This is a genomic window from Pseudomonas sp. AC193 (genome assembly GCF_979258075.1).
The window spans coordinates 2,501-25,456 of record NZ_OZ409832.1 but is presented as its reverse complement, the minus strand read 5'-3'; the positions used below and the strand labels follow the sequence as shown (position 1 = coordinate 25,456).

Annotated in this window: 19 protein-coding genes, 2 rRNA genes and 1 pseudogene; 13 read left to right on the top strand and 9 right to left on the bottom strand. The window is 58.1% G+C overall.

The window, feature by feature from the left end; genetic code table 11:
• Nucleotides 1–3 precede the first annotated feature (3 nt).
• The gene (locus tag ACZZ0D_RS00125) at nt 4–186 is read left to right on the top strand and encodes a hypothetical protein (RefSeq protein WP_463552191.1); all 183 of its coding nucleotides are present in this window, start codon (nt 4–6) and stop codon (nt 184–186) included.
• Nucleotides 187–193: 7 nt separating this feature from the next.
• Here the strand turns inward: ACZZ0D_RS00125 and ACZZ0D_RS00120 are convergent, their stop codons facing one another.
• Genes ACZZ0D_RS00120 through ACZZ0D_RS00110 form a run of 3 tightly spaced genes read right to left on the bottom strand, consistent with a single transcriptional unit; the run spans nt 194 to nt 1,873 of the window.
• Entirely contained in the window at nt 194–784 is a 591-nt protein-coding gene (locus ACZZ0D_RS00120) for an LON peptidase substrate-binding domain-containing protein (protein ID WP_053124190.1), read from the bottom strand.
• A gap of 10 nt (nt 785–794) precedes the next feature.
• On the bottom strand, nt 795–1,511 hold the full coding sequence (locus ACZZ0D_RS00115; protein ID WP_008085111.1) for an LrgB family protein: 717 nt from the start codon (nt 1,509–1,511) through the stop codon (nt 795–797).
• The gene (locus ACZZ0D_RS00110; protein WP_212550862.1) at nt 1,511–1,873 is read right to left on the bottom strand and encodes a CidA/LrgA family protein; all 363 of its coding nucleotides are present in this window, start codon (nt 1,871–1,873) and stop codon (nt 1,511–1,513) included. The genes ACZZ0D_RS00115 and ACZZ0D_RS00110 overlap by 1 nt, the downstream gene beginning before the upstream one ends.
• A gap of 190 nt (nt 1,874–2,063) precedes the next feature.
• Here ACZZ0D_RS00110 and ACZZ0D_RS00105 point away from each other — a divergent pair, with 190 nt between their 5' ends.
• From ACZZ0D_RS00105 to ACZZ0D_RS00095, 3 genes are all read left to right on the top strand, one after another.
• Complete coding sequence (locus ACZZ0D_RS00105) at nt 2,064–2,519, top strand: MaoC family dehydratase (protein ID WP_285418414.1); 456 nt, start codon at nt 2,064–2,066, stop codon at nt 2,517–2,519.
• A 102-nt stretch (nt 2,520–2,621) separates the two neighbouring features.
• Nucleotides 2,622–4,349, top strand: coding sequence for a C13 family peptidase (locus ACZZ0D_RS00100; protein WP_463552190.1), 1,728 nt, complete (start codon nt 2,622–2,624; stop codon nt 4,347–4,349).
• A gap of 27 nt (nt 4,350–4,376) precedes the next feature.
• Nucleotides 4,377–5,018 (top strand): oxidoreductase, encoded by a 642-nt coding sequence (locus ACZZ0D_RS00095; RefSeq protein WP_053124198.1) that lies wholly within the window; start codon nt 4,377–4,379, stop codon nt 5,016–5,018.
• Between the two features lie 86 nt (nt 5,019–5,104).
• Here the strand turns inward: ACZZ0D_RS00095 and ACZZ0D_RS00090 are convergent, their stop codons facing one another.
• From ACZZ0D_RS00090 to ACZZ0D_RS00075, 4 genes are all read right to left on the bottom strand, one after another.
• Nucleotides 5,105–5,389 carry a YceK/YidQ family lipoprotein gene (locus tag ACZZ0D_RS00090; RefSeq protein WP_400649795.1) on the bottom strand — a complete coding sequence of 95 codons (285 nt, stop codon included), beginning with the start codon at nt 5,387–5,389 and terminating at the stop codon, nt 5,105–5,107.
• Nucleotides 5,382–6,029, bottom strand: coding sequence for a flavin prenyltransferase UbiX (gene ubiX, locus ACZZ0D_RS00085; protein ID WP_053124202.1), 648 nt, complete (start codon nt 6,027–6,029; stop codon nt 5,382–5,384). The genes ACZZ0D_RS00090 and ubiX overlap by 8 nt, the downstream gene beginning before the upstream one ends.
• Entirely contained in the window at nt 6,026–7,375 is a 1,350-nt protein-coding gene (mpl, locus tag ACZZ0D_RS00080; protein ID WP_463552189.1) for a UDP-N-acetylmuramate:L-alanyl-gamma-D-glutamyl-meso-diaminopimelate ligase, read from the bottom strand. Before mpl ends, ubiX begins: the two co-directional genes overlap by 4 nt.
• Nucleotides 7,376–7,567: 192 nt before the next feature.
• Nucleotides 7,568–9,478, bottom strand: a complete 1,911-nt coding sequence (locus tag ACZZ0D_RS00075; protein ID WP_463552188.1) for a sigma-54-dependent Fis family transcriptional regulator — start codon at nt 9,476–9,478, stop codon at nt 7,568–7,570.
• Nucleotides 9,479–9,884: 406 nt separating this feature from the next.
• On the opposite strand from ACZZ0D_RS00075, the pseudogene exaC reads away from it, so the two are divergent.
• The 9 genes and pseudogenes from exaC to ACZZ0D_RS00030 all read left to right on the top strand — a co-directional run bounded on the left by exaC (nt 9,885) and on the right by ACZZ0D_RS00030 (nt 19,321).
• Nucleotides 9,885–11,406 (top strand): annotated as a pseudogene (gene exaC, locus ACZZ0D_RS00070) (acetaldehyde dehydrogenase ExaC).
• 281 nt (nt 11,407–11,687) lie between these two features.
• Nucleotides 11,688–13,058 (top strand): ethanolamine permease, encoded by a 1,371-nt coding sequence (gene eat / locus ACZZ0D_RS00065; protein WP_053124206.1) that lies wholly within the window; start codon nt 11,688–11,690, stop codon nt 13,056–13,058.
• Between the two features lie 155 nt (nt 13,059–13,213).
• Entirely contained in the window at nt 13,214–14,608 is a 1,395-nt protein-coding gene (locus tag ACZZ0D_RS00060) for an ethanolamine ammonia-lyase subunit EutB (RefSeq protein ID WP_463552187.1), read from the top strand.
• On the top strand, nt 14,605–15,438 hold the full coding sequence (eutC, locus tag ACZZ0D_RS00055; protein WP_463552186.1) for an ethanolamine ammonia-lyase subunit EutC: 834 nt from the start codon (nt 14,605–14,607) through the stop codon (nt 15,436–15,438). The genes ACZZ0D_RS00060 and eutC overlap by 4 nt, the downstream gene beginning before the upstream one ends.
• A 116-nt stretch (nt 15,439–15,554) precedes the next feature.
• Nucleotides 15,555–16,016: a GNAT family N-acetyltransferase gene (locus ACZZ0D_RS00050; protein WP_003228592.1), complete on the top strand. Its 462-nt coding sequence runs from the start codon at nt 15,555–15,557 to the stop codon at nt 16,014–16,016.
• 224 nt (nt 16,017–16,240) lie between these two features.
• The gene (locus tag ACZZ0D_RS00045; RefSeq protein WP_053124211.1) at nt 16,241–16,891 is read left to right on the top strand and encodes a DedA family protein; all 651 of its coding nucleotides are present in this window, start codon (nt 16,241–16,243) and stop codon (nt 16,889–16,891) included.
• A 3-nt stretch (nt 16,892–16,894) separates the two neighbouring features.
• Nucleotides 16,895–17,707, top strand: coding sequence for a M90 family metallopeptidase (locus ACZZ0D_RS00040; RefSeq protein ID WP_463552185.1), 813 nt, complete (start codon nt 16,895–16,897; stop codon nt 17,705–17,707).
• A 120-nt stretch (nt 17,708–17,827) separates the two neighbouring features.
• Nucleotides 17,828–18,355: an inorganic diphosphatase gene (gene ppa / locus ACZZ0D_RS00035; RefSeq protein WP_003205933.1), complete on the top strand. Its 528-nt coding sequence runs from the start codon at nt 17,828–17,830 to the stop codon at nt 18,353–18,355.
• 222 nt (nt 18,356–18,577) lie between these two features.
• A complete protein-coding gene (locus ACZZ0D_RS00030; protein ID WP_053124215.1) occupies nt 18,578–19,321 on the top strand; it encodes a S24 family peptidase in 744 nt (247 codons plus the stop codon).
• A 449-nt stretch (nt 19,322–19,770) separates the two neighbouring features.
• On the opposite strand, the gene rrf is transcribed toward ACZZ0D_RS00030, so the two are convergent.
• Together rrf and ACZZ0D_RS00020 are read right to left on the bottom strand one after the other, a co-directional pair.
• Nucleotides 19,771–19,886, bottom strand: a 5S ribosomal RNA gene (gene rrf / locus ACZZ0D_RS00025).
• A gap of 157 nt (nt 19,887–20,043) precedes the next feature.
• Nucleotides 20,044–22,937 (bottom strand): 23S ribosomal RNA (locus ACZZ0D_RS00020).
• Between the last annotated feature and the right edge of the window lie 19 nt (nt 22,938–22,956).

Here is a 22,956-nt window from a genome sequence, read left to right as displayed (position 1 = left end):
GACGTGGCTGCCGAAGCCCAGAGCAGCGATTGGGGCAGCGAGATTGAAGCGCGTACCCACAGCGGGGTTAACAACCAGCGCGAATACGATGCACTGATTGACGCCGTTGCGAAGGCTGGTAAGCCCGTGCTGACCTTGTCTGCCGGGAAAGACTGGTTCGCCAACGATATTGTCTGGCCGGAATAATCGAACGTCAGGCAAACAACTCACCCTGCAATTCATCAAGCAGCGCCTGGATCGCATCCAGTCGCTGCTGCGGATCATCGAGTTGCAGCAGATCGATCTTGTCTTCTTCAGCGAACGGCAGCAGATACGCCAACTGATTGGCCAACGACTGCTGACCGAGCGCGTCAGTGCCCATGTTCAGCGCTTCAACCATCGGGTGTTCGGCCAGCGCTTTGAGCAGCGCGACCAGATCGGCATCCTCGTCCTGCAGCGGTTGCTCGGGTTCATCGTCGAGCCATTCGACGTCGGCAAGAATCAACTGATCGCGCTGCACTTCAGTGCGCAACACGTTGAAACGCCGCCCGCCCTGCACGCGAATCCCCAGCAAGCCGTTGTCCTGTTGCTGGAAATCGGTGATGCGCGCCTCGCAACCGACCAGCGCATAGCCCTCCGGCGCCAACCCGACTTCGCTGCCCTGCAGAATGCACACCACGCCGAAACCGCCGCCCTGCTTCATGCAGCGGCCGATCATATCGAGGTAGCGCGCCTCGAAGATCTGCAAGTCGAGGTTGCAGCCGGGAAACAGCACTGTGTTCAGCGGAAAAAGCGGCAGACTCATAGACATTTCCTTACACCACCATCGACACCGCCAACGGCAGGAACACCGCCGTGGCCACGCCCATCAGACTCATCGCCAGCGCCGCAAACGCGCCGCACTCATCACTTTCCTGCAACGCCACCGAGGTGCCGACCGCGTGGGCGGTCATGCCCAGCGCCATGCCGCGCGCTTCGGGGCTGTGTACACCCAGACGGGTCAACAGCGCCGGGCCGAAAATCGCGCCGATCACCCCGGTGATCAACACAAACACCGCCGCCAGCGCCGCGACGCCACCGATCTGTTCGGCCACCAGCATCGCAATCGGCGAGGTTACCGACTTCGGCGCCATGGTCATCAGAATCATGTGCTCGGCGCCAAACCACCAACCCAGCAGCACGCCCATCCCCGTCGCCACTACCCCGCCTATCACCAGCGTAGTAAAAATCGGCCAGAACAATTGGCGGATGCGTTTGAGGTTGAGATACAGCGGCACTGCCAGCGCCACCGTGGCCGGGCCGAGCAGAATACTGAGGATCTCGGTGCTCTTGCGGTACTCGGCGTAGGTCAGGCCGCAGCCGAGCAATACGCCGATCACCAACAGCATGGAGACCAGCACTGGTTGCAGAAAGATCCAGCGGGTTTTCTCGAACGCCGCCAGCACCAGTTGATAGGCACCGAGAGTGATGCCGATGCCGAACAATGGATGATGGATTACCGAGGCCCAGGCACCTTGCCAATCGAAGAGCATCAGGACTCCTCCGACGGCGGCGCGTGACGCTTGACCATGCGCTGCATCAGCACACCGGCGAAGGCCATCGACAAGACCAGCGACAACACCAGCGCACCGGCGATTGCCCAAAAATCAGCGGCAATGTCGCTCGCATACACCATCACGCCCACCGCCGGCGGCACCAGCAGCAATGGCAGATAACGCAGCAGACTGCCGGCCGCGAGGTTCAGCGGCTCGCCGACTTCACCACGAACGATCAGGAAGATCAGTAATAACAGCAGGCCGATGATCGGCCCCGGCAGCACCGGCAACAGCAAATGATTGAGTGCCGTGCCGAGCAATTGAAACAGCACCAGCATGGTCAGGCCACGTAACAACATCCGACTTCTCTCCCCGTCTCTCTCCCGTTCATCGCCGGCATTATAAGCACGCCTGCGCTATGGATCGGCATTCGCCAAAAGCATGGTCAGTTGACCGGAGCAAATTGCCATGTTGATCTACAGTGGTTCGCAGGGCGGTCAAATCCCCCACCTGAAAAACTATAAAACGATGAACCCAAGGAGAGTCTCAATGCCCTACGTTCCAGTTGCAGAGCTCAAAGATTATGTCGGCAAGGAACTCGGACGTTCCGAATGGCTCACCATCGATCAGGAGCGCATCAACCTGTTCGCCGAAGCCACCGGGGATTTTCAGTTCATTCACGTCGACCCGGTCAAAGCCGCGCAAACGCCATTTGGCAGCACCATTGCCCACGGTTTCCTGTCGTTGTCGCTGATCCCGAAATTGATGGAAGACATCCTCGTCCTGCCGCAAGGCGTGAAGATGGTCGTCAACTACGGTCTGGACAGCGTGCGTTTCATCCAGCCAGTGAAGGTCAATTCGAAAGTTCGTCTCAAGGTCGATCTGGGCGAAGTGACCGAGAAAAAACCCGGCCAATGGCTGCTCAAAGCCACCGCAACACTGGAGATAGAAGGCTCGGACAAACCGGCCTATATCGCTGAGCCACTGTCGCTCTGCTTCGTCTAAGCGTTCCGGATGCGAAGCAGCGCACGCTGTTTCGCGTCACGTCTCTATATATGCGACGCATAGCTGCGGCATACTCGGTCGCCTAATTGCCCGGATCCCGCTATGCGCTCACTCGCTTCCCTCGCACCCATTGCCTTGACCCTGATGCTCACCGCGTGCGGCGACGGCGAATCGCTGTTGCCCCCGGATGCGCGCCTGCCGGACGGCGGACGCTATCGTGGCGAACTGGTCGATGGCTTGCTGCAAGGTCAGGGGCGCGTCGATTATCCCAATGGCAGTTGGTACGCCGGGCAATTCGACAAAGGTCAGTGGCATGGTCAGGGCGAATGGCACGGCAGCAATGGCGAGGTCTACCGCGGCCAGTTTCAGCAAGGGCTGTTCGACGGTCAGGGCAGCCTGACCACCAACGCCAGCAGTTACACCGGCGGTTTCAAACAAGGCCGACGCGATGGCGAAGGCACGCTGAAAGAAAACGCCATGACCTACCGTGGCGAATTCAAGGCTGACCAGTATTCCGGGCTCGGTCGTCTGGAAATGGACGACGGCAGCTCCTATCAAGGCCAGTTCGCCCACGGCAAACCCAACGGCGAAGGCCAGCGCGGCGACTCCAGCGGCAACACGTTCAGCGGGCATTTCGTCAACGGTCAGCTGGAAGGCAACGGCACGTTCAACAGCGCTGACGGTGACATCTACGTCGGCGGCTTCAAGAACAATCAATTGCACGGCAAGGGCCGCTACGAAAACGCTGACGGCGATGTCTGGCTCGGCCAGTTCAAAGAAGGCGCGCTGACCGGCAAGGGCGAACTGATCGGCGCCGACGGCAGCCATTACATCGGCTCGTTCAGCGATTGGCGCTTCAGCGGGCCGGGCCGTTTGAATCTGTCTGATGGCAGTTTCTACATCGGCGGTTTCGACAACGACAGCTACGCAGGGCGCGGCACGTTGGTGCTGACCGATGGCAGCGTCATGAGCGGCACCTGGATCAACGGCCAGCGCGTGCGTGACGCCGATGGCAAGTTGCTGCCCGACACCCTCGAACTCGGTTTGCTCGCTCAGGGCCGTTTGCTCGATGAAGCGTTGGCCGCCATCCCGGCGTCAACGCCAGCGGTCGAGTTGTACACGCTGACTCTCGGCGGCGACGGCAAGCAAAGCGTGTTCCTGCGCGAATCGGACTTCGTCGCCAATATGCTCCGCACGCGCTTCGGTGCTTATGGCCAGATCCGTCTGGTCAACCATCGCGACCACCTCGCCGACCGACCGATGGCCACCCGCGAAAACCTGCGTCGTGCCGCGCAAACCCTCGCCGAACGTACTGGCCCGGAAGATCTGCTGTTTATCTACCTGACCAGCCACGGCACCGCCGAACATGAACTGGTGCTCGACCAACCGCGCATGGAACTGGCCGACCTGCCCGCTGACGAACTCGCCGCCGTGCTCGCGCCGCTGAAAAATCGCGACAAGATCATTGTGATTTCCTCGTGCTACTCCGGCGGTTTCATCCCGGCGCTGAAAGACGAACGCACGCTGATCATGACCGCCTCGCGCGCCGATCGGGTGTCCTTCGGTTGCTCGGAAGAGGCCAACTTCACCTACTTCGGTGATGCGCTGTTCGCCCAGGCGCTGAACCAGACCGATGATCTGGAGCAAGCCTTCAAACTGGCCAAGGCCACCGTCGCCGAGCGTGAACTGGCGGACAATTTCGAAGCCTCGGAGCCGCAGATCTGGGCGCCGAAAACCGTGCTGTCGCACTGGCAACTGCTGCGTAAACAACAAGCAAGAAAAGCTTTGCAAAGTGCTGCGTTGAACGACGGAGCGACAAAGAGCAACTAAGCTGAACAGTATCAAGGGAGAGACACTATGTACTTGACGCCTCAGCACGTATTGCTTGCCGGAGCCACCGGTTTGACCGGTGAACATCTACTCGACCGTTTGCTCAACGAGCCAACGATTTCACGCGTGCTCGCCCCTTCGCGTCGGCCATTGGCGGAACATCCGCACCTGGAAAACCCGGTCGGCGATCCACAGGCGTTTCTGCCGCAGCTCAGCGGCCGCGTCGATATCGCCTATTGCTGCCTCGGCACCACGATCAAACAGGCAGGCTCCGAAGCGGCGTTTCGCGCGGTCGATCTGGACATGGTCGTGGCGTTTGCCAAGCGCGCGCGGGAGATGGGCGCGCGGCATCTGATCGTGATCAGCGCGATCGGCGCGGATCCGAAGTCATCGGTGTTCTATAACCGCGTCAAAGGCGAAATGGAGCAGGCACTGCGCGCGCAGGACTGGCCGCAGCTGACCATTTGCCGGCCTTCGCTGTTGTTGGGCGAACGCACTGAACCGCGTCTGGCCGAGCAGTTGGCCGGACCGTTGTCGAAGCTGATTCCCGGCAAATATCGCGGCATCGAGGCGTGCCAACTGGCGCGGGCGATGTGGCGATTGGCGCTGGAAGAACAGGATGGGGTTCGGGTGATTGAGTCGGATGATTTGCGCAAGCTAGGCAAATAAAGCAAAAAATCGCAGCCTTCGGCAGCTCCTACAAGTTCAAGTCGAACCCCCTGTAGGAGCTGCCGAAGGCTGCGATCTTTTGATGTTTACAATCCGCCAGTCGCCTGAAAACTCACGCCGATCACCGTCAGCAATGACAACGGCAACAACAGCGTATCGAGCAACGCACTCCCCGGCAGATCCACTCCCGGATAGCTCGGCGCCTCAGCCCCGAACCGATCCATCGCGCAGCATCCGCCATTCATCGCGTACAAATCCAGCCGCGTCCCGGAGTACACCACCGGCGCGCCCGGTTTCGCCGCATCCAAGGTGCGCGCCGTGGCGCACCCGGTCAGCAACACCACCAGCCCGATGACCAGCAGCTTATTCATCGCTGCTCAAATGATGCTCACCCCAACGCGGCAGCATGTCCTGCGGGATCCCCAGCAGATTGAGAATCCGCGCGACGACGAAATCGATCAAATCATCAATCGTCTGCGGCTGGTGATAAAAACCCGGTGACGCCGGCAGAATGGTCACGCCCATGTTCGACAGTTTGAGCATGTGCTCCAGATGAATGCTCGAATACGGCGCTTCACGCGGCACCAGAATCAACTGGCGACGCTCCTTCAACGTCACATCCGCAGCGCGCTCGATCAAATTGTTGCAGGCGCCCGTGGCAATCGCCGACAACGTGCCCGTCGAGCACGGCACCACGACCATCGCCGCCGGTGCGCCAGAGCCCGAAGCCACCGGCGACATCCAGTCTTCCTTACCATACACACGGATCTGCCCGGCCGCCGCCCCGGTGTATTCGGTGAGGAACGCCTGCATCATCTGCGGTTTCGGCGGCAGCGTGACATCAGTCTCGGTTGCCATCACCAACTGCGCAGCCTTGGAGATCAAAAAGTGCACTTCGCGATCTTCGCGCACCAGACAATCGAGCAGACGCAAACCGTACTGCGCGCCCGAGGCGCCGGTCATCGCCAGCGTGATGCGCTCCGGGCCGTTGCCCTGCGAAAAAGTGTTCATTGCAGCGCCTCGGCGAGTTTGCCGTGCAGGCCGCCGAAGCCGCCGTTGCTCATGATCACCACGTGAGTGCCGGGCTGGGCCTGGCTCTTCACGCGTTCGATGATGCCTTCCAGCGAATCGCTGACAATCGACGGCACGGTGCACAACGCGGCGGTGCCAGCCAGATCCCAGCCGAGGTTGGCCGGGGCGTACCAGATCACTTGGTCGGCATCGACCACGCTGGCCGGCAAGCCGTCACGATGCGCGCCGAGCTTCATCGAGTTGGAGCGCGGTTCGATGATCGCGATCAGTGGAGCATCGCCGATGCGTTTGCGCAGGCCGTCGAGGGTCGTGGCGATGGCCGTCGGGTGGTGGGCGAAGTCGTCGTAAATAGTGATGCCGCGCACTTCGGCGACTTTCTCCATACGACGCTTAACGTTCTTGAACGCGCTCAAACCGGCGATGCCCATCGATGGCACCACGCCAACATGCCGCGCCGCTGCCAAAGCCGCCAAGGCGTTGGCAACGTTGTGCTGGCCGGTCAGCTCCCATTCGACAGTGCCTTGCGACACGCCTTCAAACATCACCTCAAATGCCGAACCGTCTTCGCTCAACAGTTTGACCTGCCACTGGCCGCCAGCACCGGTGGTCTGCACCGGTGTCCAGCAACCCATTTCGATCACCCGCTGCAAGGCAGGCTCGGTGGTCGGATGGATGACCAGGCCTTCACTCGGAATGGTGCGCACCAAGTGATGGAATTGCCGCTCGATCGCCGGCAGATCCGGGAAGATGTCGGCGTGATCGAACTCAAGGTTATTGAGGATCGCGGTGCGCGGACGGTAGTGAACGAACTTCGAGCGTTTGTCGAAGAACGCGCTGTCGTACTCGTCGGCTTCGATCACGAAGAACGGCGTGCCGCCCAGTCGCGCCGATACCGAGAAATTCTGCGGCACGCCACCGATGAGGAAACCCGGGCTCATGCCGGCGTGTTCTAGCACCCAGGCGAGCATGCTGCTGGTGGTGGTTTTGCCGTGCGTGCCGGCAACCGCCAGCACCCAGCGACCTTGCAGCACGTGATCAGCCAGCCACTGCGGGCCGGAAACGTACGGCAGGCCTTTGTTCAGCACATATTCCACCGCCGGATTGCCGCGCGACATGGCATTGCCGATAACCACCAGATCCGGTGCCGGATTGAGTTGCGCCGGGTCGTAACCTTGCGTCAGTTGAATGCCTTGGGCTTCAAGCTGCGTGCTCATCGGCGGATAGACGTTGGCGTCGGAGCCGGTCACGTGATGGCCCAGCTCTTTGGCCAGAACCGCCATCGAGCCCATGAAAGTCCCGCAGATACCCAGAATATGAATGTGCATAGTCGACCTCGTAAAACATGGCCGCAGGTTAGCGTAGGGAGGGGGAAATCGCACTCTTTAGGTGATCACCGCCCCCATCTCCTCCACCTGTAGGACTGTAGGAGCTGACGAGTGCAACGAGGCTGCGATCTTTTGATCTTAAAAATAACAAGATCAAAAGATCGCAGCCTTCGGCAGCTCCTACAGGGGGATTTATGCAGTTCGGACGATGCCGTGTTTGCGCAGCTTTCTGTAGAGGGTGTTGCGACTCACGCCGAGTTGCTCGGCGGTGTGGGTCATATGCCAGCGCGTGCGCTCCAGTGTACTGAGCAATGCCAATCGTTCGGCATCTTCAAGTGGTTGCTCGGACAGAGCGGACTCCACCACTGGTGGGCGCACCTGCCGAATCATCACCGGCAAATCGTCCAGCCCGATCCGCCCCTCATCACACAACGCCGCCAACGTGCGCAACACATTACGCAACTGCCGCACATTCCCCGGCCAGTTGAACGCCAGTAACGCCTGCCGCGCCGGCTCTTCGATCAGGATCGTTTCGCCGCCCGCCTCTTCGGCCAGCAGAAAATCCAGCAGCTGCGATTTATCACTGCGTTCACGCAGCGCCGGCAGCGCCACTTCCAGCCCGTTCAAGCGGTAATACAAATCCTCGCGAAAGCTGCCGTCCTCAACCCGCGCCAACAGATTGCGGTGCGTCGCGCTGATGATGCGCACGTTGACCGATTCCGGTTCGCCACCGATCGGCACCACCTGCCGATCCTCCAGCACCCGCAACAAACGCGTCTGCAAGGCCAACGGCATATCGCCAATCTCATCGAGGAACAACGTGCCGCCATCGGCCTGCTGCAACTTGCCGCGCATGCCATCCTTTCTTGCGCCGGTAAAGCTGCCGCCGCGATAACCGAACAGCTCGCTTTCAATCAGGCTTTCAGGGATCGCCGCACAGTTGAGCGCGACAAAAGCTTTGTCCGAGCGCTGACTGGCTTGATGTACAGCTTTGGCAAAGGCTTCTTTACCCGAGCCGGTTTCGCCATTGATCAGCAGCGGCACATCCCGCTCGAACACGCGCAGTGCTTTGCGAAAATCCGCTTGCAGCGCGGCGTCACCCAGACAAATCCCGGACAGGCGCGGCGCTTCGATAATTTTTGCCAGCGGCATGAGCGGCGCGGGTTTACGCGATTCACCGCGCAACACAGCAAACAGATGGCGCCCGTCACGGGTGCGCAGCGGCCAACTGGCGCTGGCATTCGCGCTGGCGCGGCCAAGCAACTCATCCAGCGAACAATCGAAAAACGCCTCGACCGGTTTCCCCAATAGCCCGCCGCGAATATGCCCGAGCAGGTTCAGCGCACTCTGATTAACCGCGCTGATCCGTCCTTCGCCGTCAAACGCCAGCAAGCCTTCGCTGAACAGCCCGACGGACTCGGCCTGCAAGTGGAAACGCAGCAACCATTGGTTATCGAAGCAACGCAGGAAGTAGCAGCTCTCGATCATCTTCGCCGACAGACTGACCAGCGCCATGGTGTGGAACTGGCTCTGCCGCGAGACATCGTGACGGGCCGAGGACACGTCGAGCACCGCCAGCAGTTCGCCATGCGGATCAAACACCGGGCTCGCCGAACAGGTCAGGCCGGTGTGGCGACCGCGAAAGTGTTCGTCCTGATGAATGGTCAGCGCCTGACGTTCGACCAGGCAGGTGCCGATGCCATTGGTGCCTTCGCAGGCTTCGCTCCAGTCGGCACCGAGCCAGAGGCCGGCGCATTCGAAAATTTTCCGTTCAGCGGGTGCGGTGACGCAATTGAGGATCACCCCGCGCGCGTCGGTCAGCAGCACCGCATGGCCGGCACCGGACAGTTGTTGATGGAGGCTGCTCATTTCATTGCCGGCGATCTGCAGGACTTGTTGCAAACGCTCACGGCTTTCGAGGACGCGCCCGTGTTCAAGCACGGTCGGCGCGATGCTTAGCGCCGGGTCGAGGTGATAGTCCTCAAGACAGCGCAGCCACGAGCGGGCAATCGACGGATCAGCTCCAGGCCCGTGCAGGTGCGGTTTGCCCTGACTGACGGTGAGAACCTGCTGGGCATGGCGACTCAAATGGTTGTCGTGCATTTCTTATTGTTCTCCCCGAAAGGTCGACGCAAACCTCATGTAGGATCTGCCGAAGGCTCGGGCCGCGTTCGGACGATCTTTTGATCTTGATCTGCAAAAAAGCAAAATCAAAAGATCGCAGCCTTCGGCAGCTCCTACGGGGTTGCTGTGGGTTGAGCATCCTCTAGCTCAAGCACCATTGCAATGCTGGCAAGACTGCCCGGTCACAGGCTGTGCCAAAAGCGGTACAAACTGTCACCCCACCTGTACCGATAGCGTCACAGCGCCATTCCGCTCGTCCGACAAAAACCTGCCAACCCCTTGATTTCACGGCTCCTCACGGCGGTGGCCCGACCCTTGCTCTACGCTTATAGCAAGCGCACTTGCGCGTTTCTCTAATAAGTACAAAGCCAAGGAGAACATCATCATGCGTTACGCTCACCCCGGTACTGAAGGCGCCAAAGTCTCGTTCAAGAGCAAGTACGGTAACTACATCGGCGGCGAGTTCGTCGCGCCTGTCAAAGGTCAGTACTTCACCAACACCTCGCCAGTGAATGGCCAACCGATTGCCGAATTCCCGCGCTCCACTGCCGAAGACATCGACAAGGCACTGGACGCCGCTCACGCCGCTGCCGATGCGTGGGGCTCCACTTCCGTGCAGGCACGCTCGCTGATCCTGCTGAAAATCGCCGACCGCATCGAACAGAACCTCGAGCTGCTGGCGATCACTGAAACCTGGGACAACGGCAAAGCCATCCGCGAAACCCTCAACGCCGACATCCCGCTGGCCGCCGACCATTTCCGCTACTTCGCTGGCTGCCTGCGCGCCCAAGAAGGCAGCGCTGCCGAAATCGACGGCAACACCGTGGCTTATCACATTCATGAACCGCTGGGCGTGGTCGGCCAGATCATCCCGTGGAACTTCCCGATCCTGATGGCCGCGTGGAAACTCGCACCAGCGCTGGCCGCCGGTAACTGCGTGGTGCTCAAGCCTGCCGAACAAACCCCGCTGGGCATTACCGTGTTGCTGGAACTGATCGGCGACCTGCTGCCGCCGGGCGTGCTGAACATTGTTCAGGGCTATGGCAAAGAGGCCGGCGAAGCACTAGCCACCAGCAAACGCATCGCCAAGATTGCCTTCACCGGCTCGACCCCGGTTGGCTCGCACATCATGAAATGCGCGGCAGAGAACATCATTCCGTCGACCGTGGAACTCGGTGGCAAGTCGCCGAACATCTTCTTCGAAGACATCATGCAGGCCGAGCCGACGTTCATTGAGAAAGCCGCTGAAGGTCTGGTGCTGGCGTTCTTCAACCAAGGCGAAGTCTGCACCTGCCCATCGCGCGCACTGGTACAGGAATCGATCTACGACGAGTTCATGGCCGTGGTGATGAAGAAAGTCCTGCAAATCAAACGTGGCGATCCGCTGGACACCGACACCATGGTTGGCGCGCAGGCCTCCGAGCAACAATTCGACAAGATTCTTTCGTACCTGGAAATCGCCAAGGGCGAAGGCGCCGAGCTGTTGACCGGCGGCAAGGTGGAAAAACTCGAGGGCAATCTGTCGACCGGCTATTACATCCAGCCGACCCTGCTCAAGGGCACCAACAAGATGCGCGTGTTCCAGGAAGAAATCTTCGGGCCAGTGGTGAGCATCACCACGTTCAAGGACGAAGCCGAAGCGCTGGCGATCGCCAACGACACCGAGTTCGGCCTCGGCGCCGGTCTGTGGACTCGCGACATCAACCGCGCCTACCGCATGGGCCGCGCGATCAAGGCCGGTCGTGTGTCGAGCCAACTGCTACCACCTGTATCCGGCGCATGCCGCGTTTGGCGGGTACAAGAAGTCCGGCGTGGGGCGTGAGACGCACAAGATGATGCTCGATCACTATCAGCAAACGAAAAACCTGCTGGTGAGCTACGACATCAATCCGTTGGGTTTCTTCTAAACCTTCGGGCGACACAGATATTTCTGTGTCGCCCTCTCAATTGCTATCGCGAGCAGGCTCACTCCTACATTTGCACCGCATTCCTACTGTAGGAGTGAGCCTGCTCGCGATCAGCATCCTGAATGACACAACACAAAAGGGCTGGCCGCTCTGGCACGGCCCTTGCGTACCCGTCATTCAGGATTTGCAGAAAAACTGCCGCTGCGTGAACAGCCCCATCCACCCCAACCGCATCACCCGAAAGTCCAAAAAATCGAACAATAAAAAGACAGCGAGGACTTATGACTTCAACCACACAGCTCAAACCCACACTCGGCACCCTGCACCTCTGGGGCATTGCCGTCGGCCTGGTGATTTCCGGCGAGTACTTCGGCTGGAGTTACGGCTGGGGCACCGCCGGCACCCTGGGTTTTCTGGTCACGGCGTTGATGGTCGCGACCATGTACACCTGCTTCATCTTCAGCTTCACCGAATTGACCACCGCTATTCCACACGCCGGCGGGCCGTTTGCCTACAGCCGTCGGGCGTTCGGCGAGAAAGGCGGATTGATCGCTGGCATCGCCACGCTGATCGAGTTTGTCTTTGCGCCCCCCGCCATTGCCATGGCCATCGGCGCCTATCTAAATGTGCAATACCCGGAGCTTGATCCGAAGATCGCGGCGGTCGGCGCGTATTTCGTGTTCATGACCCTGAATATACTCGGCGTCAGCATCGCCGCGACCTTCGAACTGGTGGTCACAGTGCTGGCCGTTGCCGAGCTTTTAGTATTCATGGGCGTGGTGGCGCCGGGCTTCAGCTTCAGTAATTTTGTATTGAATGGCTGGTCGGGCTCCAACGAATTCACCATGGCCTCGATCCCCGGGATCTTCGCGGCGATACCGTTCGCGATCTGGTTCTTCCTCGCCATCGAGGGCGCGGCGATGGCCGCCGAAGAGGCCAAAGACCCGAAACGGACGATTCCCAAGGCTTACGTCAGCGGCATTCTGACCCTGGTATTTCTGGCCATCGGCGTGATGGTCATGGCTGGCGGCGTTGGCGACTGGCGTCAGCTGTCGAACATCAACGATCCGCTGCCGCAGGCGATGAAAGCCGTGGTCGGCAATAACTCGACGTGGATGCACATGCTGGTGTGGATCGGCCTGTTCGGGCTGGTGGCGAGTTTCCACGGGATCATCCTCGGTTACTCGCGACAGTTCTTCGCTCTTGCCCGCGCCGGTTATCTGCCTAAAGGGCTGGCCAAACTCTCGCGCTTCCAGACCCCGCACCGGGCGATTCTGGCCGGTGGCGTGATCGGCATTGCGGCAATCTACAGCGATGGTTTGGTTAACCTGCAAGGCATGACCCTGACCGCCGCGATGATCACCATGTCGGTGTTCGGCGCGATCGTGATGTACATCATCAGCATGCTCAGCCTGTTCAAATTGCGCAAAACCGAGCCGAACCTGGAGCGCACCTTCCGTGCGCCGGGTTATCCGGTGGTGCCGGCGATTGCACTGTTTCTGGCGGTGGTGTGTCTGGTGGCGATGGCGTGGTTCAACACGCTGATCGGCTGTGTGTTCCTTGGTTTCATGGCCGCTGGCTATCTGTATTTCCAGCTGACCGCCAAGCAACGCGCCGATGCACCGACAGACGCTATGCTCGAAGGTATCTAGCTGACATATAAAAGTGCACAGCGCCCATTCAGGCACTGTGCTGGAACCCTGTAGGAGCTGCCGCAGGCTGCGATCTTTTGATCTTTTAAAAGCCAGATCAAAAGATCGCAGCCTTCGGCAGCTCCTACAGGGATTATCGATTACAGGAGGATATCGTGGCCGCATTCGCCCATTCCGTCGGCGCCCAGACCTATCGCTTCGACAACCTCAAGGACGTCATGGCCAAGGCCAGCCCGGCGCGCTCCGGAGATTTCCTCGCCGGTGTCGCCGCGCTCAATGATGGCGAACGCGTAGCAGCACAAATGGCGCTGGCCGACATCCCGCTCACGCATTTCCTGCAAGAAGCGCTGATCCCCTACGAATCCGATGAAGTCACCCGACTGATCATCGACACCCACGACAAACAGGCTTTCGCCGTGGTCAGCCACCTTACCGTGGGCGGTTTCCGCGATTGGTTGCTCAGTGACGCCGCCGATGAAACCAGCCTGCGCGACCTCGCCCCCGGCCTGACGCCGGAAATGGTCGCCGCCGTGTCGAAAATCATGCGCGTGCAGGATTTGGTATTGGTCGCGCAGAAGATCCGCGTGGTGACGAAATTTCGCGGCACTCTCGGCCTGCGCGGGCGCCTGTCCACGCGTCTGCAACCGAACCACCCGACCGACGAACCGTCCGGCATCGCCGCGAGCATTCTCGACGGTCTGCTCTACGGCAATGGCGATGCGATGATCGGCATCAACCCGGCCACCGACAGCATTGCCTCGATTTGCGCGATGCTGGAAATGCTCGACGCGATCATCCAGCGCTACGACATTCCGACTCAAGCCTGCGTGCTCACCCACGTCACCACCTCAATCGAGGCGATCAACCGGGGCGTGCCGCTGGATCTGGTGTTCCAGTCGATTGCCGGCACCGAAGCGGCCAACGCCAGTTTCGGTATCAATCTGAATGTCTTGCAGGAGGGTTATGACGCGGGACTGAGCCTTAATCGCGGCACCCTCGGGCAAAACCTGATGTATTTCGAAACCGGTCAGGGCAGCGCGCTGTCGGCCAACGCTCATCACGGTGTCGATCAACAGACCTGCGAGACCCGAGCCTATGCCGTGGCACGGCATTTCAAACCGTTTCTGGTGAACACCGTCGTAGGATTTATCGGCCCGGAATACCTCTACAACGGCAAACAGATCATCCGCGCCGGCCTTGAAGACCACTTCTGCGGCAAGCTCCTCGGCGTGCCGATGGGTTGCGACATCTGCTACACCAACCACGCCGAAGCCGATCAGGACGACATGGACACCCTGCTGACTCTGCTCGGTGTCGCCGGGATCAACTTCATCATGGGCATCCCCGGCTCCGACGACATCATGCTCAATTACCAGACCACTTCGTTTCATGACGCGCTCTACGCTCGCCATACACTGGGCCTGAAACCGGCGCCGGAATTTGAACAATGGTTGGCCAATATGGGCATCTTCACGCAGGCGGACGGCAAGGTTCGCTTCGGTAACAACCTGCCGCCGGCCTTCCGCCAAGCGCTGGCGCAACTGGGATGAGTCGCATGGATAAACCGCCCGTCGATCCGCAAAACCCTTGGCTGGAACTGCGCCGCCTGACCCCGGCGCGGATTGCCCTTGGCCGCACCGGCACCAGTCTGCCGACCAGCGCGCAACTGGATTTCCAGTTCGCTCACGCTCAGGCGCGGGATGCGGTGCATTTGCCGTTTGATCACGCGGGGCTCAGTGCGCAATTAAGTGAACGAGGGCGTGAGAGTTTGCTGCTTCACAGTGCGGCGCTGGATCGCAACAGCTACCTGCAACGCCCGGATCTGGGACGCAAACTCAGCGATGACTCGGCGCAAAGTCTTCGCGACTACTTGGCCGCGCACCCCGGCGGGGTCGATCTGGTGATTGTCGTCGCGGATGGCTTGTCGGCACTGGCAGTGCATCGCCACACGCTGCCGTTTATCACCCGGCTGGAAGAACAAATGAGCGGCGATGGCTGGTCAATCGCCCCGGTGGTCTTGGTGGAACAGGGTCGCGTCGCCATCGGCGATGAAATCGGGCAATTGCTCGGCGCGAAAATGGTGGTGATGCTGATTGGTGAGCGCCCGGGGCTCAGTTCGCCGGACAGCTTGGGGCTGTATTTCACCTACAACCCAAAAGTCGGTCTGACCGATGCCTATCGCAACTGCATTTCCAATGTCCGGCTGGAGGGTTTGAGCTATGGCATGGCGGCGCATCGCTTGCTGTACCTGATGCGCGAAGCGTGCCGGCGGCAGCTGTCGGGGGTCAACCTGAAGGATGAAGCGCAAGTTCAGACGCTGGAGTCGGACGCTGATAAGGACATGAAAGGAAACTTCCTACTGGATCCGCCGCCAAACTGAACCGTTTCTGCATTGCGTTTCTGATCCTGTTTGAGGCAGGATCGATGCACGGCCGCCAGGGTTTACCGTCGCCGTCACAACACGTGAAGACAGCCACTTGAAGGACGAGACCTGACATGCGGATTATCCAAGCGACTCTTGAACACCTCGATTTGCTCACGCCGTTGTTCGTCAAATACCGCGAGTTTTATGGCTCCCTGCCTTATCCCGACTCGTCCCGCGCCTTCCTCGAAAAACGCCTGCGCCGCAAGGAATCGGTGATTTATCTGGCGCTGGCGGATGATGACGACAAAAAGCTCATGGGTTTCTGTCAGCTCTATCCGAGCTTTTCATCGCTGTCACTCAAGCGTGTGTGGATCCTCAACGACATCTACGTCGCCGAAGACGCCCGCCGCCAACTGGTCGCCGACAACCTGATCCGCACTGCGAAGAAGATGGCCAAGGAAACCCAGGCTGTGCGCATGCGCGTCTCGACCAGCAGCAACAACGAAGTGGCGCAGAAAACCTACGAATCGATTGGGTTCAAGGAAGACACCGAGTTCAAGAACTACGTGTTGCCGATCAGCGACGAGCTCTGAAGTCAAAAGATCGCAGCCTTCGGCAGCTCCTACGGGGCTGCGATCAACTGCCTGACAATTACTCACACACCGACATCCCTCGCTACAAAACCAACGCGCTTTTGATGTTTCAGGCCGTATAATCTCGAGCTTCCCAGCTTGTAAGAAAAACTACACCTCGCTGTAGGCTTACACGAAGTTATCCGCACAGGCCTGCCGAGTCGGGCCGCCATACAGGTGCCTCCATGGATTTCAACCCGCTCGACCTGATCCTGCATCTCGACGTTTATCTCGATTTGCTGGTTAACAACTACGGGCCGTGGATCTACGCCATCCTGTTTCTGGTGATTTTCTGCGAAACCGGTCTGGTGGTGATGCCATTCCTGCCGGGTGATTCACTGCTATTCATCGCCGGCGCTGTAGCGGCCGGCGGCGGCATGGATCCAGTACTGCTGGGGGGTTTGCTGATGCTCGCGGCGATTCTCGGCGACAGTACCAATTACGTGATCGGACGAACGGCCGGCGAGAAGCTGTTCAGCAATCCGAACTCGAAAATCTTTCGTCGTGACTATTTGCAAAAGACCCATGATTTCTACGACAAGCACGGCGGCAAAACCGTAACGCTGGCGCGCTTTCTGCCGATCATCCGTACCTTCGCTCCGTTCGTGGCGGGCGTTGCGCGTATGCCGTATCCACGTTTCTTCGGTTTCAGTGTTCTGGGTACGATCCTCTGGGTGGGCGGCCTCGTGACGCTGGGCTACTTCTTCGGCAACGTTCCGTTCATCAAGAAGAACCTGTCGTTGCTGGTTGTTGCGATCATCTTGCTGTCTCTCATTCCGATGATCATCGGCGTGGTGCGCAGCCGTTTTGGCGGCACTAAAGCCCAATCGCACTAAGCGATGTGGTCGCTAAGCGCCTGGCGGCGTCGACGCATCCTCGCCAAGCACCCGATTGCCGACGATATGTGGCAACGGGTGCGGCATCACTTGAGTTTTCTTGACGGCATCACTGCTGCCGAAGATCAGTGGCTGCGCGAAGCCTGCGTCCTGTTCCTCGAAGAAAAACACCTGACCGCCCTGCCCGGCGTCGAACTGCATCAGGAACAACGCCTGCTGCTTGCCGCGCAGGCGCAATTGCCGCTGCTGAATCTTGGCGATCTGAACTGGTATCAAGGCTTCCACGAAATCGTCCTTTATCCCGATGACTTTGTCAGCCCGCAACGACACCGCGATGCCAGCGGCGTCGAGCACGAATGGGACGGCGAACACAGCGGCGAAGCCTGGCAGCAGGGGCCGATTATTCTCGCCTGGCCTGGGGTGATGGCCAGTGGTGGCTGGGAAGGTTACAACCTGGTGATCCACGAGCTGGCGCACAAACTCGACATGCTCAATGGCGATGCCAATGGCCTGCCACCGCTGCACGCGGACATGCGCGTCAGCGACTGGGCCGCGGTGATGCAGGCCGCTTACGATGATCTTGACGGTCAACTGGAGCGCGATCCTGACGCCGAGACCGCGATCGATCCTTACGCGGCTGAGAATCCGGCAGAGTTCTTTGCCGTCACCAGTGAGTACTTCTTCAGCGCACCCGATCTGCTCCATGAGACTTATCCACAGGTCTATGAGCAGTTGCGACTTTTCTATCGTCAGGATCCATTGAGCAGGTTGCGGCAACTTCAGGCCAGCGACCCGGTCTATCAGGCTCACGACTAAGGTCTGCACGACCTTCAGGACTTTCGGTGAATGGCGTCGTCGGCAGAATATGCCTATAATCGCCGCCACTTTTTGGCAATCCGGCCAAGTGTTTTTGGTCAACTACGGGGGCAACGCCCAATGAGCTACAGCAAGATTCCGGCTGGCAAAGACCTGCCGAACGACATCTACGTCGCGATCGAGATTCCGGCCAACCACGCGCCGATCAAATACGAAATCGACAAAGACAGCGATTGCCTGTTCGTTGACCGTTTCATGGCCACCCCAATGTTCTACCCGGCCAACTACGGTTACATCCCGAACACCCTGGCTGACGACGGTGATCCCCTCGACGTGCTGGTTGTAACCCCTTACCCGGTTGCGCCAGGCTCGGTTATCCGTGCACGTCCGGTTGGCATCCTGAACATGACCGACGACGGCGGCGGCGATGCCAAAGTCATCGCAGTGCCACACGACAAGCTGTCCCAGCTGTACGTGGACGTTAAGGAATACACCGACCTGCCGCCTCTGCTGATCCAGCAGATCGAGCACTTCTTCGCGAACTACAAAGATCTCGAAAAAGGCAAATGGGTCAAGATCGAAGGCTGGGCTGGTGCAGACGCCGCCCGCGAAGCAATCACCAAGTCGGTTGCAGCCTACAAAGGCTAAGACGCTTCGACTCGGGTGATGCTTGAAGAAAACCCCGGATATCCGGGGTTTTTTTATCGACGTGAACCAGCCGCTTAAACAGGCTGTTTATCGCTCTCTTGATATTGTTGTGACCTGTTTAATTTCCCACAAGAACGTCTTACATCCCGTCGTAAAATTCAGCCTGCTTTTGAACGCCCGGTTTATTCAAACCGCTCTGGCACGGCCGTAGACTCCGTGTTTATGAGAAAGAACACGAGCGGTCCAAGATTCAAGGCACTCCTGGAAGCAGCGAACATCTCCACCACGGGATTCGCAAAGTTCTGGGGCACGGAAGCCCAAAATGTCCACAACTGGTACACCCGGGGCGTCCCGGCGTATCGCATGGAAGAGGTCTCACGCCTGCTGTCCGTGAACAGCGAATGGCTGAAAACTGGGGAGGGCCACAAGGAGTCGCCACGTCTCCATGCCCCTGCCAGCAATGGCGACACCTTCGACGCCCAATCTGTGCGCGGCGTCTATACGGTCATTGATCCCAACGACATTGACCTGGTGTTTTTCAATGAGAAACCTCTCACCGATACCGGCAAAACACACGTCATCGAAGATACGGATCAATCCATCCGCCTGCTTCGCGCACAGCTGGATCAACTTGAAATAAAACACTCTGACGCTATCTGTGCACGCATGATCGGCAACAGCATGGCCGAGCGAATCGAAGACGGATCCATCGTTGCCATTGATCGAGGACTGACTCAGGTCGTCGATGGCGAGATCTATGCGATCGAACACGACGGGATGTTGCGCATCAAGTATCTGCATCGCATGCCGGGCAATGGCTTGCGCCTGCGTAGCCACAACAGTGCCGAGTACCCGGACGAGATCTTCCGTGCAGCGCAACTGGACGAGCAGCGGATTCATATTCTGGGCTGGGTGTTCTGGTGGTCGACACTGAGCAAGCGTCGGCCTGTGGTGCCGTTTCTCTAATGATCGTCAGTGCACAACGCTATTTCTGATGCTTTGACAGCTCTAATCCGCACTTCGGCCTGGGAATCTGCGGTAAAAATCAGTATCCTTCGCCCCACATTTGCGCATCGACCCGCCCTACGGTTCTGATAGCGCCCGACGCGGCAGACCAACCTCTGACCAAGTCCCACAGCCGGACGCAAGATCCGGGTGTACGTTTTGAAGGCTGGCGCGGTTTACCAAAAATGAACCAAGCCAGTCCCCGAGAAGCCGGCCACAAGCCGGCTTTTTAATGCCTGCCAGAAAGACACTCACCTGTTAATTCGCTCGCTGCTAGCTCACTTCGGCCTGTCAGGTTGCGGCGCGCTGGGTGGCGCCTGTCCATTGTCTTGTTAAAAACTCTTTCGGTGACTTTCCTGCGGGCAAAACAAAACCCCAACTGCTTTCGCAATTGGGGTTTCGGAATTCAATCTTGACGATGACCTACTCTCACATGGGGAAACCCCACACTACCATCGGCGATGCATCGTTTCACTGCTGAGTTCGGGATGGGATCAGGTGGTTCCAACGCTCTATGGTCGTCAAGAAATTCGGGTACTGAATCGTGACCAGATGGCCTCGCTTCAGCAAATTGGGTATGTGATAGCTTTCGGTGTTTTGTGAACATCGAACTTTCGGTTCGTTTCGTCTTCACACACCGCAATCTGATGCTCTTTCGAGTAGTCAAATTGCTTGGGTGTTATATGGTCAAGCCTCACGGGCAATTAGTATTGGTTAGCTCAACGCCTCACAGCGCTTACACACCCAACCTATCAACGTCGTAGTCTTCGACGGCCCTTCAGGGAACTCAAGGTTCCAGTGAGATCTCATCTTGAGGCTAGTTTCCCGCTTAGATGCTTTCAGCGGTTATCTATTCCGAACATAGCTACCCGGCAATGCCACTGGCGTGACAACCGGAACACCAGAGGTTCGTCCACTCCGGTCCTCTCGTACTAGGAGCAGCCCCTCTCAAATCTCAAACGTCCACGGCAGATAGGGACCGAACTGTCTCACGACGTTCTAAACCCAGCTCGCGTACCACTTTAAATGGCGAACAGCCATACCCTTGGGACCGGCTTCAGCCCCAGGATGTGATGAGCCGACATCGAGGTGCCAAACACCGCCGTCGATATGAACTCTTGGGCGGTATCAGCCTGTTATCCCCGGAGTACCTTTTATCCGTTGAGCGATGGCCCTTCCATACAGAACCACCGGATCACTAAGACCTACTTTCGTACCTGCTCGACGTGTCTGTCTCGCAGTCAAGCGCGCTTTTGCCTTTATACTCTACGACCGATTTCCGACCGGTCTGAGCGCACCTTCGTACTCCTCCGTTACTCTTTAGGAGGAGACCGCCCCAGTCAAACTACCCACCATACACTGTCCTCGATCCGGATAACGGACCTGAGTTAGAACCTCAAAGTTGCCAGGGTGGTATTTCAAGGTTGGCTCCACGCGAACTGGCGTCCACGCTTCAAAGCCTCCCACCTATCCTACACAAGCAAATTCAAAGTCCAGTGCAAAGCTATAGTAAAGGTTCACGGGGTCTTTCCGTCTAGCCGCGGATACACTGCATCTTCACAGCGATTTCAATTTCACTGAGTCTCGGGTGGAGACAGCGCCGCCATCGTTACGCCATTCGTGCAGGTCGGAACTTACCCGACAAGGAATTTCGCTACCTTAGGACCGTTATAGTTACGGCCGCCGTTTACCGGGGCTTCGATCAAGAGCTTCGCGTTAGCTAACCCCATCAATTAACCTTCCGGCACCGGGCAGGCGTCACACCCTATACGTCCACTTTCGTGTTTGCAGAGTGCTGTGTTTTTAATAAACAGTCGCAGCGGCCTGGTATCTTCGACCGGCATGAGCTTACGGAGCAAGTCCTTCACCCTCACCGGCGCACCTTCTCCCGAAGTTACGGTGCCATTTTGCCTAGTTCCTTCACCCGAGTTCTCTCAAGCGCCTTGGTATTCTCTACCCAACCACCTGTGTCGGTTTGGGGTACGGTTCCTGGTTACCTGAAGCTTAGAAGCTTTTCTTGGAAGCATGGCATCAACCACTTCGTGTTCTAAAAGAACACTCGTCATCAGCTCTCGGCCTTAAGATCCCGGATTTACCTAAGATCTCAGCCTACCACCTTAAACTTGGACAACCAACGCCAAGCTGGCCTAGCCTTCTCCGTCCCTCCATCGCAATAACCAGAAGTACAGGAATATTAACCTGTTTTCCATCGACTACGCTTTTCAGCCTCGCCTTAGGGACCGACTAACCCTGCGTCGATTAACGTTGCGCAGGAAACCTTGGTCTTTCGGCGTGGGTGTTTTTCACACCCATTGTCGTTACTCATGTCAGCATTCGCACTTCTGATACCTCCAGCAAGCTTCTCAACTCACCTTCACAGGCTTACAGAACGCTCCTCTACCGCATCACCCGAAGGTGATACCCGTAGCTTCGGTGTATGGTTTGAGCCCCGTTACATCTTCCGCGCAGGCCGACTCGACTAGTGAGCTATTACGCTTTCTTTAAAGGGTGGCTGCTTCTAAGCCAACCTCCTAGCTGTCTAAGCCTTCCCACATCGTTTCCCACTTAACCATAACTTTGGGACCTTAGCTGACGGTCTGGGTTGTTTCCCTTTTCACGACGGACGTTAGCACCCGCCGTGTGTCTCCCATGCTCGGCACTTGTAGGTATTCGGAGTTTGCATCGGTTTGGTAAGTCGGGATGACCCCCTAGCCGAAACAGTGCTCTACCCCCTACAGTGATACATGAGGCGCTACCTAAATAGCTTTCGAGGAGAACCAGCTATCTCCGAGCTTGATTAGCCTTTCACTCCGATCCACAGGTCATCCGCTAACTTTTCAACGGTAGTCGGTTCGGTCATCCAGTTAGTGTTACCCAACCTTCAACCTGCCCATGGATAGATCGCCCGGTTTCGGGTCTATTCCCAGCGACTAGACGCCCTATTAAGACTCGCTTTCGCTACGCCTCCCCTATTCGGTTAAGCTCGCCACTGAAAATAAGTCGCTGACCCATTATACAAAAGGTACGCAGTCACAGAACAAAGTCTGCTCCCACTGCTTGTACGCATACGGTTTCAGGATCTATTTCACTCCCCTCTCCGGGGTTCTTTTCGCCTTTCCCTCACGGTACTAGTTCACTATCGGTCAGTCAGTAGTATTTAGCCTTGGAGGATGGTCCCCCCATATTCAGACAAAGTTTCTCGTGCTCCGTCCTACTCGATTTCATGACTAAGAGATTTTCGCGTACAGGGCTATCACCCACTATGGCCGCACTTTCCAGAGCGTTCCGCTAATCTCAAAGCCACTTAAGGGCTAGTCCCCGTTCGCTCGCCACTACTAAGGGAATCTCGGTTGATTTCTTTTCCTCAGGGTACTTAGATGTTTCAGTTCCCCTGGTTCGCCTCTTGCACCTATGTATTCAGTACAAGATAACCATCTTATGATGGCTGGGTTCCCCCATTCAGACATCTCCGGATCAAAGTCTGTTTGCCGACTCCCCGAAGCTTTTCGCAGGCTACCACGTCTTTCATCGCCTCTGACTGCCAAGGCATCCACCGTATGCGCTTCTTCACTTGACCATATAACCCCAAGCAATCT

Coding starts and splice junctions, on each gene's coding strand:
- ACZZ0D_RS00120 (WP_053124190.1), bottom strand. CDS start 784: ATGAGTCTGCCGCTTTTTCCGCTGAACACAGTGCTGTTTCCCGGCTGC.
- ACZZ0D_RS00115 (WP_008085111.1), bottom strand. CDS start 1,511: ATGCTCTTCGATTGGCAAGGTGCCTGGGCCTCGGTAATCCATCATCCA.
- ACZZ0D_RS00110 (WP_212550862.1), bottom strand. CDS start 1,873: ATGTTGTTACGTGGCCTGACCATGCTGGTGCTGTTTCAATTGCTCGGC.
- ACZZ0D_RS00105 (WP_285418414.1), top strand. CDS start 2,064: ATGCCCTACGTTCCAGTTGCAGAGCTCAAAGATTATGTCGGCAAGGAA.
- ACZZ0D_RS00100 (WP_463552190.1), top strand. CDS start 2,622: ATGCGCTCACTCGCTTCCCTCGCACCCATTGCCTTGACCCTGATGCTC.
- ACZZ0D_RS00095 (WP_053124198.1), top strand. CDS start 4,377: ATGTACTTGACGCCTCAGCACGTATTGCTTGCCGGAGCCACCGGTTTG.
- ACZZ0D_RS00090 (WP_400649795.1), bottom strand. CDS start 5,389: ATGAATAAGCTGCTGGTCATCGGGCTGGTGGTGTTGCTGACCGGGTGC.
- ubiX (WP_053124202.1), bottom strand. CDS start 6,029: ATGAACACTTTTTCGCAGGGCAACGGCCCGGAGCGCATCACGCTGGCG.
- mpl (WP_463552189.1), bottom strand. CDS start 7,375: ATGCACATTCATATTCTGGGTATCTGCGGGACTTTCATGGGCTCGATG.
- ACZZ0D_RS00075 (WP_463552188.1), bottom strand. CDS start 9,478: ATGCACGACAACCATTTGAGTCGCCATGCCCAGCAGGTTCTCACCGTC.
- eat (WP_053124206.1), top strand. CDS start 11,688: ATGACTTCAACCACACAGCTCAAACCCACACTCGGCACCCTGCACCTC.
- eutC (WP_463552186.1), top strand. CDS start 14,605: ATGAGTCGCATGGATAAACCGCCCGTCGATCCGCAAAACCCTTGGCTG.
- ACZZ0D_RS00050 (WP_003228592.1), top strand. CDS start 15,555: ATGCGGATTATCCAAGCGACTCTTGAACACCTCGATTTGCTCACGCCG.
- ACZZ0D_RS00045 (WP_053124211.1), top strand. CDS start 16,241: ATGGATTTCAACCCGCTCGACCTGATCCTGCATCTCGACGTTTATCTC.
- ACZZ0D_RS00040 (WP_463552185.1), top strand. CDS start 16,895: ATGTGGTCGCTAAGCGCCTGGCGGCGTCGACGCATCCTCGCCAAGCAC.
- ppa (WP_003205933.1), top strand. CDS start 17,828: ATGAGCTACAGCAAGATTCCGGCTGGCAAAGACCTGCCGAACGACATC.
- ACZZ0D_RS00030 (WP_053124215.1), top strand. CDS start 18,578: ATGAGAAAGAACACGAGCGGTCCAAGATTCAAGGCACTCCTGGAAGCA.